Source organism: Spirochaetota bacterium (assembly GCA_017999915.1).
Taxonomy (GTDB): Bacteria; Spirochaetota; UBA4802; order UBA4802; family UBA5550; genus RBG-16-49-21.
Genome location: JAGNKX010000012.1, coordinates 64498 through 79360, shown reverse-complemented (window position 1 = coordinate 79360; position 14863 = coordinate 64498). Strand labels below are relative to the sequence as shown.

11 protein-coding genes are annotated in these 14863 nt (G+C 56.7%); 3 read left to right on the top strand and 8 right to left on the bottom strand.

The window, feature by feature from the left end; translation table 11 throughout:
* The first annotated feature begins 13 nt into the window (after window positions 1–13).
* Both KA369_17030 and KA369_17025 read left to right on the top strand, forming a co-directional pair.
* On the top strand, window positions 14–3013 hold the full coding sequence (locus tag KA369_17030; protein ID MBP7737689.1) for a formate acetyltransferase: 3000 nt from the start codon (window positions 14–16) through the stop codon (window positions 3011–3013).
* 53 nt (window positions 3014–3066) lie between these two features.
* The gene (locus tag KA369_17025; GenBank protein ID MBP7737688.1) at window positions 3067–4320 is read left to right on the top strand and encodes a zinc-binding dehydrogenase; all 1254 of its coding nucleotides are present in this window, start codon (window positions 3067–3069) and stop codon (window positions 4318–4320) included.
* A 62-nt stretch (window positions 4321–4382) separates the two neighbouring features.
* On the opposite strand, the gene KA369_17020 is transcribed toward KA369_17025, so the two are convergent.
* From KA369_17020 to KA369_16985, 8 genes are all read right to left on the bottom strand, one after another.
* Window positions 4383–5051 (bottom strand): GntR family transcriptional regulator, encoded by a 669-nt coding sequence (locus KA369_17020; GenBank protein MBP7737687.1) that lies wholly within the window; start codon window positions 5049–5051, stop codon window positions 4383–4385.
* Between the two features lie 66 nt (window positions 5052–5117).
* Complete coding sequence (locus tag KA369_17015; protein MBP7737686.1) at window positions 5118–6140, bottom strand: molybdopterin-binding protein; 1023 nt, start codon at window positions 6138–6140, stop codon at window positions 5118–5120.
* A gap of 45 nt (window positions 6141–6185) precedes the next feature.
* Entirely contained in the window at window positions 6186–6821 is a 636-nt protein-coding gene (locus KA369_17010; protein MBP7737685.1) for a nucleotidyltransferase family protein, read from the bottom strand.
* Window positions 6814–7863: an XdhC family protein gene (locus tag KA369_17005; protein ID MBP7737684.1), complete on the bottom strand. Its 1050-nt coding sequence runs from the start codon at window positions 7861–7863 to the stop codon at window positions 6814–6816. The genes KA369_17010 and KA369_17005 overlap by 8 nt, the downstream gene beginning before the upstream one ends.
* 74 nt (window positions 7864–7937) lie before the next feature.
* Window positions 7938–9095, bottom strand: a complete 1158-nt coding sequence (locus KA369_17000; GenBank protein ID MBP7737683.1) for an aminotransferase class V-fold PLP-dependent enzyme — start codon at window positions 9093–9095, stop codon at window positions 7938–7940.
* Between the two features lie 7 nt (window positions 9096–9102).
* Complete coding sequence (locus KA369_16995) at window positions 9103–9462, bottom strand: TusE/DsrC/DsvC family sulfur relay protein (protein ID MBP7737682.1); 360 nt, start codon at window positions 9460–9462, stop codon at window positions 9103–9105.
* Between the two features lie 21 nt (window positions 9463–9483).
* Entirely contained in the window at window positions 9484–12147 is a 2664-nt protein-coding gene (locus tag KA369_16990) for a molybdopterin-dependent oxidoreductase (protein ID MBP7737681.1), read from the bottom strand.
* A 98-nt stretch (window positions 12148–12245) separates the two neighbouring features.
* The gene (locus KA369_16985; protein MBP7737680.1) at window positions 12246–12665 is read right to left on the bottom strand and encodes an SCP2 sterol-binding domain-containing protein; all 420 of its coding nucleotides are present in this window, start codon (window positions 12663–12665) and stop codon (window positions 12246–12248) included.
* Window positions 12666–13222: 557 nt separating this feature from the next.
* Between KA369_16985 and KA369_16980 the strand changes: the two genes are divergently transcribed.
* Entirely contained in the window at window positions 13223–14818 is a 1596-nt protein-coding gene (locus tag KA369_16980) for a hypothetical protein (protein ID MBP7737679.1), read from the top strand.
* Window positions 14819–14863: the final 45 nt, after the last annotated feature.

Here is a 14863-nt window from a genome sequence, read left to right as displayed (position 1 = left end):
GGGAGGAACGACCATGCTTCTCTACACGCACACGCAGACTGCCCGGAAAAAAAGCTCAACAAACCTGCTCGTGGACATGCTCCTCAGGCTGATGGCGTCGCGCTTCAACGGAAAGGAAGGGTACCGCAAGTACCTGATGAGCGTGGACGGCTGGCAGAACTTCACCGTGGGCATTCGCACGGAGAACGGCTCAGTGGAGAAATCGATCTCCTTTCGCGACGGCAGGGTGTCCGTCGCTGCGGGAATACCGCCGAAGGCGGACGTGGTGATGATATTCGCCACGGACACAGCCCTCAGGAAGCTCCTCACCGCCCCCACCACGGAGCAGGTATACATGCTCCTCAAGAGCGAGATGCGCACCGAGGGAAAGCAGACCCACCTGCTCCTCTTCCTGTTCCTTGTCTCGGTCCTGTTACACAGGATGCAGATCAGGGGCCTGAAGAAGGAAAAGGCCCGTGTTAAGAAAACGGCCCTTGTTGAGCGCCCCCGATCGGATCCCGCCCTGTCCCGGGAGCTGGCGGCGCGGAGGGCCGGCCGCATGAAGGCCCCTTCGAAGGACCCGGGGGTGAGGTTCCTGGACGAGCCCTATCTCTCCCGGTACTCCCTCGACGACTTCCCGCGCCTCGGGAAATTCCTCGACCTTCATTTCACCACCAGGGCCCGGGTCTGCATCGAGATGCCGGCGCTCCTCACCGAGTGGCACCGGAAGAACGGCTTTGACGCGAAGCCGGACGGCACGCCCTGGGTCCCGGAGCTGCGCAGGGCCCATGCCTTCAGGCATATCATGAAGAACCGCACACCCATAATACACGCCGGGGACCTCGTCGCAGGCACCACCACCTCCAAGGACGTGGGCGCCCTGCCCTACGTGGACGCGGCTGGCACCTACCTCTGGTCAGAGCTTTTCACCGTGCCGCACCGCCTCCTCTTTCCCTACGACATTGCGCCGGAGGACGCGTGGAAGCTCCACCATGACATTTTCCCCTACTGGGCGGACAAGAACTTCAGGGAGCGCCTCCGGGCCCGCCATGGCGATCCCCTGCCGCTGCGCATAGACGAGCGCTTCGCCGTGTATTTCAGCTTCAAGTCGTCGGCATTCTCCCATATCATCCCGAACTTTCCCGAGATCCTGAAAAAAGGCACCATGGGCATGATAGCGGAGCTTCGGCAATACATGGAGGGCGACGACAATCCCGCCCGGAACGCGTCGCGGGATGCCATGGTCATATGCCTGGAAGGGCTCGCAGATTATTCCCGGAATCTCGCGTCCCGGGCCGCCTCTGACGCCGACAAAGAAGCGGACCCTGCGCGCAGGGCCGAGCTCCAGAAACTGGCCGGGATCTGCAGCCAGGTTGTGGAGCGGCCGGCGCGCACCCTGGATGAGGCCGTCAACGCCGTGTGGATAACCATGGTGGGGGCCCACATCGAGAACACCAACGCCGGCCTTTCCCTGGGGCGCCTGGACCAGTGGCTCCAGCCCTACTTCGAGGCGGACATGGAAAAGCTCACGGCGGAGAGCGACCGGGAGGAATACCTGCGCCACGCCATCGAGCTCATCGGCTGCTTCTTCCTCCGCTGCACGGACCATCTCCCCTGCATGCCCTATATCGCGACGATCTACTTCGGGGGGAGCTCCTCGGACCAGGCCATCACCCTGGGAGGGGTCACGCCGGAGGGGACGGACGCGGTCAACGACATGACCTACATATTCCTCAAGGTGACGGAGCTCCTCACCATACGGGACCCGAACATGAACGCGCGGTACCATCCGGGCGTCAACAGCGACGCCTACCTGAAGCGCCTCTGCGAGGTGAACCTCATCACGGCCGCGACCCCGTCCCTGCACAATGACGCGGTCATCATGGAATCGCTGAAGGAGATGAACTACGAGGAGCGGGACCTGAACGACTGGGCCGCCGTGGGGTGCGTGGAGCCGACCATCGCCGGCAAGCAGACGGGCCACACCAACTTCCAGCTCATGAACATGGTGGCGGCCCTGGAGATGGCCCTCAACAACGGCACCCATCCCCTCATGCGGTGGAAGCTCGGCCCTGACACGGGGGTCGTCGAGAACGGGGATTTCACCTCCTTCGAGGAATTCTACGAGGCCTTCCTCACCCAGTTCCGCTTCCTCATCGACGAGTCGATCAAGCTCAACAACTGGTACGCGGAGGAGCACCAGTACGTCCGGCCCACGCCTTACATCTCGGCCCTCATCGACGGCTGCGCCCGCAAGGGTCTGGACATCACCAGGGGCGGCGCGAAGTACAACAGCTCCGGCACGGCCATCATCGGCCTCGCCGACGTGACGGATTCCCTCATGGTAATCAAGAAGCTGGTGTTCGAGGAGCGCAAGGTCTCCTTCGCGGACCTGAAGCGCGCCGTGGACGGCGATTTCCGCGACGACCCGGCCCTTCACGCCATGGTGACCAGGAAGGTGCCCTTCTTCGGCTCCGGAAGCGACGAGGCCGTGGCCCTGGCGAACCGCATCACGAAATTCATCCATGATTATTACGCCATCATACCCCACTACCGGGGCGGCAGGTACACCGTGGGCTTCTGGACCATGTCGCAGCACGTCGCCTTCGGCACCCTCACCGGAGCCCTCCCGTCGGGAAGGCGCGCCGGCATGCCCTTCACGCCGGGGCTTACGCCGGAGCCCAACGCGTCCCGGAGCCTCCTCGACAACATGCGCGACGTGGCGCGCCTGGACCCGCACAGCATCACCAACAACATGGCCTTCAACGTGAAGGTGGTGCCATCGTCCCACGACACGCGCGAGAAGGCGGTGGACGACATGTTCTCCTACGTGAAGACCTACTTCACCCTGGGGGGGATGCAGATGCAGATGAACGTGGTGACGTCGGATACGCTCCGCGACGCCATGGCGCACCCGGAGAGCTACCGCAACCTCCTGGTCCGCATCTCCGGCTACAACGCCTACTTCGTCACGCTGCACCGGGACCTCCAGCTGGAGCTGATCCGCAGGGCGGAGTACGGAATCGAACGATAGGGGCGAGCACGTAGAATCAAAAAATTACCTGAAGAACCATACCGGGGGAGCAGATGAAGGCATTGATGTTCGACTACAGCATACCAAAAATCGCGCTGAAAAAGATCGGCCTGGGGGGAGATTTCCTGCTGGTAAAGTATAGCGACTCGTGGCCCGTCCCGAAGATCGCCCATCCTAACCAGGTCCTGGTGCGGACGACCCTCGGCGGCATATGCGCCTCCGACCTGCACCAGATGGAGGTGTCGATGTCGCTCTACGCGAGCATCATGGCCTCGCCGGTGAACCCCATGCCCATGGGCCACGAGGCCATAGGCGTGGTGGAGGAAGTGGGACCCGCCGTCAGGGGACTGAAGGCCGGCGACCGCGTAGCCTACAACCCGGTGACGCGCTGCGAATTTTACGGCTTCAAGCCGTGCCCGAGCTGCCGCGAGGGGAACTACCAGCACTGCTTCTGCCTCCTGGGCGTCGGGGACGGCTCGGCCCTCGAGGAGAAGTACGGCGGCCGGAAGGGATTCGGCGGCTTCGGCGGCGGCGGATTTTCCGAATACATCCTCGCCTTCGGGAAGCAGCTGCACAAAATACCGACGGGGCTCCCCGATGAGGTCGCGGTACTCGCCGAGCCCTACACCATCGCACTCCACGCGGTGGCGCGCCACATGCCCCGGAACAGCGATACGGTAATTGTCGTGGGCGCGGGCATCATCGGGCTCCTGACGATCAAGGCCCTCAGGGCCCTCGGGTCGAAAAGCCGCGTCATATCCCTCGCCCGCTATCCGGTCCAGGCTAAGATGGCGGCCGCCCTCGGCGCCACGGAGGTCATCTCGGAGCGGGACCCGGAAATCCTCTACGAGCGGGTGGCCGGCGCCACCGGCGGATCCCTGTTCAAGCCCATTTTCTCCAAGCATGTGCTCTACGGGAACAAGGGGCCCGACGTCATCTTCGACTGCGTGGCGTCCGAAGCCTCGGTCGACGACGACCTGCGCCTCGTGCGCAGCAACGGCACGGTGGTGCTGGTGGGCATGGGGTTCGATATCACGAAAAAAGTGGACTGGTCCATCGCCATCTGGAAGGAGGTGGAGCTTAGCGGGACCATTTTCTCCGGCATGGAAACATATAAAAAGAAGAAAGTCCATTCTTTCGACCTGGCGCTGCGGCTCATGGCGGCCGAGCCCGGGGCCTACGCCATGCTAGTGTCCCACAGGTTCCCCATCGACCGCTACCGGGAAGCCTTCGGGTGCTCCCGGTCCAAGCAGTCCCGGAACGCCATCAAGGTGGTGCTGGACTTCAGGAGCGGCGGGGCTAATTGACGAGTCCCCTGTAAAACAGGAACAGCGGCGGGGAAAACAGAGATGTCCGTTGCAGCGACAGGCTATCCGGCCTTAATGACCCTGGCCAGGCTCTCCATGGCTATCTTCTTTTCATTCCGCACATAATCACGGATGGTTTTATCGAGCTTCTCCATGTTGGATTCGACCATGTATCTCTGGAGCAGCGTGAAATACTTCACATTCTTCTTCAATTCGTTCTTTCTCAATTTCAGCGTCAGGTACTCGACCCTTCTCTTGTTATACCATGTATCGGTTATTATCTTTTTCAGCAGGGGACTGTCGACCGCCTCAATGGCCACGATGGCGAATTCGAAAATACTGTAAAAATAGCCGTCCACGTCGTTTTTATCCGCGGCGATTTCGATACGATTCAGGACATCCACGACTCTTTTAATGTTCTCCGGCGTTTTGTGCTCCATCGCCTTCCGGATGAGGAGCGAGTATATGTCTTCGATGAGATCATAGAGAATATCCACGTCGTTCAGGGATAACTGCGTCACATAGGTCCCGTGTCTCTGGTTGATCTCGACCAGCCCGCTGCTCTCGAGGATCCGCAATGCTTCCCGCACGGAACTTTGACTGACGCTGAATTCTTTAGCTACTTTAACTTCCAGGATTCTATCGCCCGGCTTATAATCCATGCGGATTATCCTGTCGGTTAATATTTCAGCCACTTCATAGCCGATGTTTTTAGATTTTAACGCGGTCATTCCCGACACTCCTTCACAATTGATGCTATGCCCATGGATATCAAACCACTGAACCAGAAGAAGGCTCTATGCTTTCCCGAAAGAACATGACGGGAACCTGCAGGAAAGACAATTGGCGCAAAGCCCTCCATGGCCAAGACCGGCTATCTCCTTGCGTGTAATCTTTTCTCCCGCCAGGACACGGGGCAGTATTAAGTCAAAGACCGTGTTCCTGGAATACATGACGCACCCGGGCAGCCCCAATACGGGCGTATCGCCTATATAAGCAACCATGAACATTGATCCCGGTAAAATCGGTGCCCCGTAGGAAACAATTGTGCCGCCCGCGGCCACGACTCCTGAAGGAGTTACATCGTCCGGATCAACGGACATGCCGCCCGTGACAAGGATCAATTCAACGCCTTCACGCACCATGATCTTGATGTTATCCGAGATCATTTCAATGCTATCCGGCACATTGACCTTTTGTATGACGCTGCATCCAAGTTTTGTAACTTTCTCAATTACGACCGGGCTGAACTTATCCTCGATCCGTCCTTTATAAACCTCGCTCCCGGTAACCACAACGCCGACGCGCATTCCGGAGAGGGGCTTTACCTCGACTATGGGCTTATATCGTTCGGCCCGCACTTCGACTCGTTCGATAATTTCGTGGTCGATGACCAGGGGAATGACCCTCGTGCCGGTAACAACCGTTCCCTTTTCAACGATTTGATTTCTATGGAGGGTGGATACAACCACCTCATTTTCATTATTTATTTCATCAAGCCCGTTCACATTTATTTTCAGTAAGCCCTGCAGCTCGGCGACCAGGTTGATTTTCCCCTCCCGGGGCTCCGTCAGGGATATGCCCGGACCGGCAATGGCCTTTGCAATGCGGAGGGCGGCCTCGTTTTCATGCAGGTATCCCTCCTTTTTTTCCCAGACATACAGGTTCTCTTTCCCTATCCTCAGCATTTTAGGTATATCTTCAACCGTAACGATGTGTCCTTTTTTAAAAGCCCTCCCCTTAAACTCTCCTGGTATGATCTGGGTAATGTCATGGCACAAAACCATACCGACGGCATCTTCCACTCTTACTTTAAGCATCGCCCCATGCCTCCATCATGTTTTCTTATATAAAATCGGCCGGATTCAACGATCGTGATTCGGAATATCGTCCCTGCTTCCGTAAGCCAGGAGCCGGCGATAGTCCTCCACCGTGTCGATATCCAAGAGAATTCCCTCATCGTCCACTTCCACGCCAATGGCCTCGTCCGCGTAGCTGTTCAATATTCCCCTCAGGCCATTGGGCGCGTGAGTGTTCATGATCTCAGGAATATATCTTCTTGATATCAGGGGAGGGTGCCCTTTTGTGCCACGGTATACCGGATAGGTGATGCCGGAATGATTCCTTTCATGATTTTCAAGGATTGCCCGAATTGTCGCGGGATCAACAAGTGGAATATCGACAGGCATGATAAAAAATGCCTGGACCCCGGGCTCCAGGGTCGCCGTTCCGGCCTGTACCGAAGAAAACATCCCCTGGTCAAAATTCCTGTTTCTCACGATCCTGACTCCAAGATGCCTGACGGCATCGATGACATCATCGGCGCGATACCCCACGACCACCCTGACGTCCCGCATGCCCGCATCAAGATGCGAAGCAACCGCTCTCTCCACGACCGTGCGATCGCCCAGCTTCAGCAAAGGCTTGAAGGCCCCTCCGGTCCTGCTTGAATATCCCGCCGCAAGAACGATCGTAGCCGCATGGTCTTCAACCTTAGCCATCGATCAACCTCGCCCTCGCCTGGATAAGCTCGCCCGCAATGCTCACGGCTATCTCTTCCGGCGTTTCCGCTTCGATATCGATCCCGATCGGAGAATGGACCCTCGCCAGCGCATCTTCCCGTATCCCCGACTGGCGCAAGTGCCGGTATATGTCTTCACGTTTTTTTCTGCTTCCTATCATCCCGATATATCCGGCTTCGGTTTGAAGAGCCTGCTCAAGAACAACCATATCGTAGGCATGTCCCCTGGTCACGATGACAATGTAGCCGTTCCTGGTGATCCGCAGGTCCCTCATGCAGGTTCCCATGTTTTCAGGCACGATGATCCGCTCCGCCTGCGGAAAACGCTTCCCGTTTGCATATTCTTCCCGGTCATCCAGCACCACGGTTTGAAAATCGACAAGGTGAGTCAATTGCGCCAGTTTCTGCGATATGTGGCCTGCTCCAAAAATATAAACCGTGCCGGGATAATGGACGGGCTCAACAAGGTGCTCCGTTTCTCCCAGCGTTACACGCCGGGGGAAGCGTCCCCCGGCAGAATGCTCCAATGCCTCCCTGTCTTCTTCGGCCAGAAGCATTCCCACGGGTTTCCTGCCCCTGGCTACAAGGGCCAGCTTCACCAGGTCTTCACTTCCCGAACCTGTAACAATTTTAGTGATCAGGCAGGCATCCAGGTCATGGCGCCTCACATCGCAGACCGCTTTGCACACCGCGGCGTTTTCAGGATGACAGGACCGGAGCAAGTCCAGGAATATCTCCGCATTCCCGCCGCATATCATGTCCATGCCGGAAACATCGCTGGATGAGAACCGGAACGACCCGAGCATCGCCTGTCCGCTCCGGAAAACTTCATGCGCCATGGCGATTGCCCGGGCCTCGAATATGCCGCCACCGATGGTGCCGACAATCGAGCCGTCCCTGCGCACCAGCATTTTGCTTCCTGCCGTACGCGGCGCCGACCCTTCCTGGTTTACGATCGTGACCATTGCCACGTCTTCCCCGTATTCAAGGAGATCCGCACATGCGTGGAAAAGATCTTTCATCGGTACACTATCGCTCCTTTTCTAAATATCAAGCAGACCTGACTGCCCACCTGTTCATTTATGTACAGCGGCGCTTATTTATTTTTGCCGATCTCGGCCATGGCGGAGATGGCTGCATCGATATCATTGATCGTATTAAATGGCCCGATGCTGAAACGGACACCTCCCTGCGGGAATGTTTTTAAATCCCGATGCGCCAGTGGCGCGCAATGCAGCCCGGTCCGGACGGCAATGCCGTAGTCTCCGTCCAGAATTGCGCCGACATCATCAGGGTCCATGTTCTCAACGGTTGCCAGGGTAACGCCCAAACGCTTATCCCAGCCTGAAGGACCACGCATGCGGACAGCGGATATTTCTCTTAAGCCCTGCGACAAATGCTTCGCCAGTTCGACCTCCCGGTTCCGTATATCATCAATGCCGAGCCGCTCCGCGTGTTCCAATCCTGCGCCAAGGCCGATGATACCCAGAAAATTCGGCGTACCTGTCTCCAGGCGATGAGGAAACGCCTGGGTATGCACCAGGCTTTTAGAATCAATCCCGGTTCCTCCGAACCTTGTTCCCCGGATATCAACATCACCGGCAAACACAAGTCCCCCGATACCGGAAGGACCCATCATCGACTTGTGCCCCGTAAAGGCAAGAGCGCTTACACCCCATTCCTTCATGCGTATGGGGACCAACCCGGCGCTCTGCGCCGCATCAAGGATCAGAGGTACTTCATGATACCTGCAGACCCGGGCGATAGCCTCGGCATCCTGAATTGTTCCCGTAACATTGGAGGCATGGTTGACGATCACCATCACCGTTTCCGGCTTTATCGCGCGGGCGATATCTTCCGGGTCTATGCGCCCCTCCCCGTCAGATTCAACGAGGTCATAGGCCAGTACTCCTTTCTCCTGAAAGTGATGCAGGGGGCGAAGCACTGAATTGTGCTCAAGCCGCGTGCTCACGACATGGCAGCCCGGTTCGATCATTCCCTGGATAATCAGGTTAAGCGCGTCCGACGCGTTGGACGCGAATATCACCCGCTCCGGATCATCGCTCCCGAAAAAACGGCACAGCTGCTTCCGGACATCCATTACCATATCCGAGGCCATCACCGCCAGGTCATATCCGCCGCGTCCGGGAGAAACGCCCCACTGCCTGTAGATATCCAGCATTTTATTCAGGACCGCATCAGGTTTCGGGAAAACAGTGGCGGCATTGTCCAGGTATATAAGCTTATCTTGAATTTCCATTCTAATACCTTCCCGCGCAGACCTTGGGATCAGGCAGGCCCGCCAGACGGCGAAGTCCGTACTTAATGCCGCCGGGAAAGAGCGCCTCGAGCTCCGCCATTGTCATATGGGTCCCGACTTTCAGGTGGTGGTTCAGGGGCGCCTTCCCCTGCTCATCGTAGAATTTTCTGACGAAGTGGACGATCATGCGCTGCGTATCGCTTATTTCCTCCACGCCGGCTTCATGGGCCAGGATCTCGAATATCTCATCCGTCCAGAGGGAGGGGTTTACAAAAAACCCCTCCCCGTTGAACGAAATTTGAACACCGGCTATTGTCCGGTTATACGGCCTCTTGATCTTTCTTTCTTCGTCTGCGCTCATATTGACAAAATGGCGACACGTTTATTTTTTATTCCCCAGTGCCGCCAATACCTTCTCCGGCGTGATGGGCAGATCATGGAAACGCACGCCGGTGGCGTTGTAAACGGCATTGGCTATCGCCGGATGCGTGGCCACGAGAGTAAATTCACCCACCCCTGTAGCGCCCAGGGGCCCTCTCGCCCTGGGAGTCTCCAGGAGAATGGTCTCCTGGTCGAACTGCGTTGAGATAGTGGGGAACTTATAGGTGAGCCAGTCTTTTGATTTCCCCATTACGAAGTGTTCACGAAGGGCATATCCCGCCCCCATGTCCGCTCCACCTTCGACCTGCCCGAGCACGGCCTGGGGATTGATGATCGTCCCCGGGTCGACCACCGTGGTCATCTTTACGATCTTTACCTCGCCGGTCTTGGCATTGACCTCCACTTCGGCCATCTGGGATCCGTGTATGAAGGATTCCCACGCATCGCCCTGTCCGGTTTCCTTGTCGAGGCCGTTCACCTCGGTAAGGATATTTTTCCCCATGTAGCGTGTGGGTTTTCCCGCCTTCACCAGGTCGGCATGCGTCTTTGCCCCGGCTTCCTTCATCGCGGCCTTGAGCACTCCTATCGCCTTGACCAGCGCGCCTCCGGACATGTATGTCTGGCGCGATGACGCGGATACGCCCGCATCAGGCGCGATCTCGCTGTCGCGGGTCGACAGCCTGATTTTGTTCATTGGAATATCCATGCAATGGGACGCGATCTGGGTCAGCATGGCGTCATTGCCCTCACCTGGCTCGGCAACCGCCCCGTATACGGTCAATCCGTCGTCGGGGTCAAGCTCGACAGCCATGCAGGAGACGTCACCGGCGGACCCGACGCCGAAGCTGGACCCCGCAAGGCCCACGCCCCTGAGGATGTCCCCCGTGGTATGCGCTTTCGCTTCCTTGCAGGCTTTCTCATATAAAGGCTTCATGCGCTCGAGGCAGCCGTTGTATTCCCATTGGTCGACCACCTGCCCGGAGGACGTGCATCCGCCCGGCTTGACGGCGTTCTTCATGCGGAATTCCCAGGGATCGATCTTCATTTTCGCCGCCATCATATCAATGGCCGACTCAAGGGCGAAATTCACCTGCGGGGGACCGGCGCCCCGCGCCGCGCCGCCCCAGGCGTCGTTGGTATAGACAAGTCTTCCCGCGGCCTTAACGTTGGGAAGGTCATAGCATCCGCTCAGCATTTCGATGGAACGGTCCATGATTACCAGTCCCACCGATGTATGCGCCCCGTTATCAACGGTAAAGTCGATGTCATAGGCCGTGATCTTCCCATTCGCATCGGCCCCCAGCTTAACATCCATGCTGTAGGGATGGCGTTTCGGGGTCATCATCAGCGATTCTTCCAGGGTGGCCACGTAGCGCACGGGCCGCCTGAAATGAACAGCCGCGGCCGCGGCGATCGGCTCGGTGGTGAGGTCCATTTTTATCCCGAACTGCCCTCCGGCATATGCCTCAACGTAGCGCAGGTTGTCCCAGCCGATGGCGCCGGCGAGAACACCCACGTGCATGTGGATGGAAATGGAGCGGCCGATGACCACCAGCTGGGCGTCATCGCCCTCGCCGTCCAGACATGCCAGGGCGGCTTCCGGTTCAAGACAGGCCTGGTGGACGAGTTGAACGGAGAATTTATCTTCTATGACATGCGCCGATGAGCCAAGGGCCTTTTCCGAGTCCCCCCGGATCTGCGCGACCGTATAGACCTCATTGGGATAATTCGGATCCGGGAACACCTGCGGCGCTCCCTCGGCAAGGGCTTCCGCCGGAGTGGAGATACGGGGAAGGACCTCGTACTCGACCTTCACGGCCGCCGCCGCGGCCCGGGCCTGCTCCCTGGTCTCGGCTATCACCGCCGCGATCGGGGCCCCCATGACCGGCGCAAGATCCGCACAGAGAACGGGCTCATCCGGAACGATCATGGCGGAGCTGTTTGTTCCCTTGATATCCGCGGCGGTCATGACGCCGACCACCCCCGGCATTTTTTCGGCTGTGGAATAATCGATCGATATGATCTTCGCGTTATGATGCGGACTTCTCGTAACGGCGACTTCAAGCGCGCCCGGAATGAGAATATCATCGGTATACCGCACGGCGCCGCAGGCCTTGTTCATGGACCAGGGACGCGGATGGGAAACACCGATCTTCTTCCCAGATGCCGCCGGTCGCACCTTGTCGGGCGTTGTCTCGCCCCTCAAAAATTTGCCGGCGAGCTGGATGGCCTCGATGATGCTTTTATACCCGGTGCACCGGCACAGATTGCGCTTCAGGGCTTTCTTTATGTCATCCACGCTAGGATCTTTATTTACATCAAGCAGCGCCTTGGCCGCCATGATCATACCCGGTGTGCAGAAGCCGCACTGGATCGCCCCGGCCAGGACAAAGGCCTCCTGTATCAGGTGGGGATTGTCCGGCGTGCCCAGCCCCTCGATGGTGATGATGTCCGCGCCCTCCAGGTCCACGACCTTCTTCGTGCAAGACAGGGCGGTCTTCCCGTTCACGATCACGGTGCACGCTCCGCACTGTCCCTTTCGGTCGCAGGATTGCTTCGTCCCGGTGAGGTGAAGGTCCTTGCGAAGCAGATCGATGAGGACCGTTTTCTCGTCGACTATGAACTCGTTTGGCACCGAGTTCACTTTAAATGTTACTTTTTTCATTGTCAGCATTTCTCCTTGATATCATCTGCGGGAAACGCGTTGACGGGTGCGGATCTTCGCCGAAGCTCCGGCTTACCCTGCGGTTCCCGGCAATGGTGTTACATGTTTAATTTGTCAGCCATGCCCAGATCAGTGAGGGCCTTCTTGTATATTTCTTTCACGATTTTAAGCTTGGGGACCAGCCTGAGCATCCCGGTCGCGTTTCCCTTTACCTTAACCCTCTTGCGCGTAATGGCTATCACCGGGTTCAGCTGGTCCATCCATGAAAGATGGGCATCATCGAGGGAGCAGCTCATGGTCAGGTCGGGCGTATCGCTGGGTATCCCGGTTCCAACAGTATAACCGCCATCGCGGCAGTCGAACCATACGCCGCAGTTGGGCTCATCGACGGAGTAATCGAAGAGTATGAGCTGATTAACCTTCTTCGCGGCTTCCCGGAGCTCTTGATTTTCTCCGATTAAATCCCACATCTTTTTAATGGCGGTGACGGCTTCTTGCGAATCTTTCCAGTATTTCATATCTTTCTCCTGATTTTTTATTTAAATGCTTATAGACCGATCCGAAAACATGCATCAAAGAAGGCTGATGATGATACATCCGGCCTTCTGATATTCGATGTATGCGAATTATTCGTGGTCAGATGACCATGGACAATCCATGAAAACGCGCAAGAAACAGGAAACCGGGCGCAAACCGGGACAACAATATATCGCTTATCAACTATTGTTTATCGATAATCGATAAATACACATAACCTGTCAACCATTTTTAATGCCCCAACGGCTCTCCCTGGGCGCGTTCATGAAAAAAAAGCGGGAGTGCTTGAATATCTCGCGCCTGATTATCGACAAAATACCCCGCAGCAAGCTACGGGGTTTACGCGCGTTGCGATCAATTCGATAAATGTACGACCGTTAACGGCAAGGATATAAGGGGTAGCAGTATAATATAAGGGGCCATGGCGCCTTCCCGGCGAGTCAACGAGGTAAAAATAACTTGACTATGCATAAACGAATTTATAATCAATAAAGCAAATCATGTCTTTTTTAATAAATATCCGCCAAGGAACGCACCAATGAAAAAATCATTTATCACGCACCAGATCCTCCCGCTGATCCTTTTAATAATGTCCTTATCCATCCTGATCGTATGCGACGATGGCGGCAAAAAAGACGATAAGAATGCTCTGACCCTGATGGCGATCGATAAATATGAGGATTACCTGGCACAGAAGGCTCTCGATGATCAGGTGAACGACATAGGGGGGTCCGTGAGCGGGCTCCACGGCACACTGGTACTCCGGAACAACGGCGGAGACGACCTCACGATAAGCGGGGACGGCCCTTTCAAATTCCCGTCGACTCTGAAAAGGGGCGGAACCTACGACGTGTCCATAAAGGAGCAGCCTGCCGGGCCCCTGTGCGAGCTCTTCAACGGCAAAGGCACGGCCCTGTCAGAAGTGAACGATATCATTGTAGTCTGTTCTTATAAAAATTATCCGGTGGGCGTTACGGTAAAAGGCCTTACCGGCAAGCTCAATCTCCTCAACAACAGCATCGAGCCCCTTGCAATCGATTCCGACGGATCGTATTTATTCAACCAGCCGATCGTGAAGGGAGGACGTTACAGGGTTACCATGACTTCCAAGCCGAACGAGCAGTCCTGCACCGTAAATAACGCCGAAGGCCCGGTGGACGGGCCCGTAAATCTTGAAGTGAACTGTTCCACTCTAACATACAAAATCGGCGGGACGGTAAAGGGCCTCAAAGAAGGAAGCATCATTCTTCAGAACAACGCCGGAGATGATATCTCCATTGACGCGAACGGGAGCTTCACCTTCAAGGAGCCAGTGGTAAAGGACTCGGATTATAATGTAACCATCAGGTCACAGGCCGGGATTAAACCGTGCCGTGTCATCAATGGCGCCGGAAAGGCTACAAAGGACGTGACAGACGCGACCGTGCTCTGCTCGTACCGCGTCGTCCTCTACAGCGCCGGGTTATATAATGGCGACATGGGGGGCCCTGACGGCGCGGATTCGAAATGCGCCGCCCGGGGAAGCGTATCCGGGCTGGAGGCTCCTTACACCGCCTTTATCTGCAAGAGCGGAAGCCTATCGATTCGAAATATGCCTGCGGTATATGGATTCTCGGAACTCCTTCCCATAACCACCCCCGGGGGGGCCATAATAGCTGATAACTGGGAAAAGCTGATCAACGGCAACTTTAAGGCTTCACCGGCGACACTGGTTGACCCAAGCGGAAGAAATACGCCCTTCTGGACCGGCAGCGATACTACAGGGCAATATAAAGGCGAACGCAATTGCGGTAACTATTCTTGGTTTATGAGCATATCTATGCACGGGTTTATTCCTGCCTGGTCCACCACATCTTATAGTTCATCTTCCGCTAATGGCTGGACCGGATCGATGACTCTCACGGGCACCGGGTGGCTTTCGCAAAGGGAAATCGCCTGTACTCAAAATTCGTGGCTCCTCTGCGCCGCCTACGGGCCCGAGCCGGCTTCCGGACTTACGGCGTACATCCATATCGGTTCGGTTCGTCCGGCTGTTCTATGGGGCATCATAATCGGCGGCGTCATTGTCAGCATAGGGGCGATTATGGCGATTAACATTGTACGGAGCAAAAAAAAACAGGCTCCTAAGAGATAGAACAACACGTAAGATTTATTACTTTTCAATGAATTACCGGCAAGG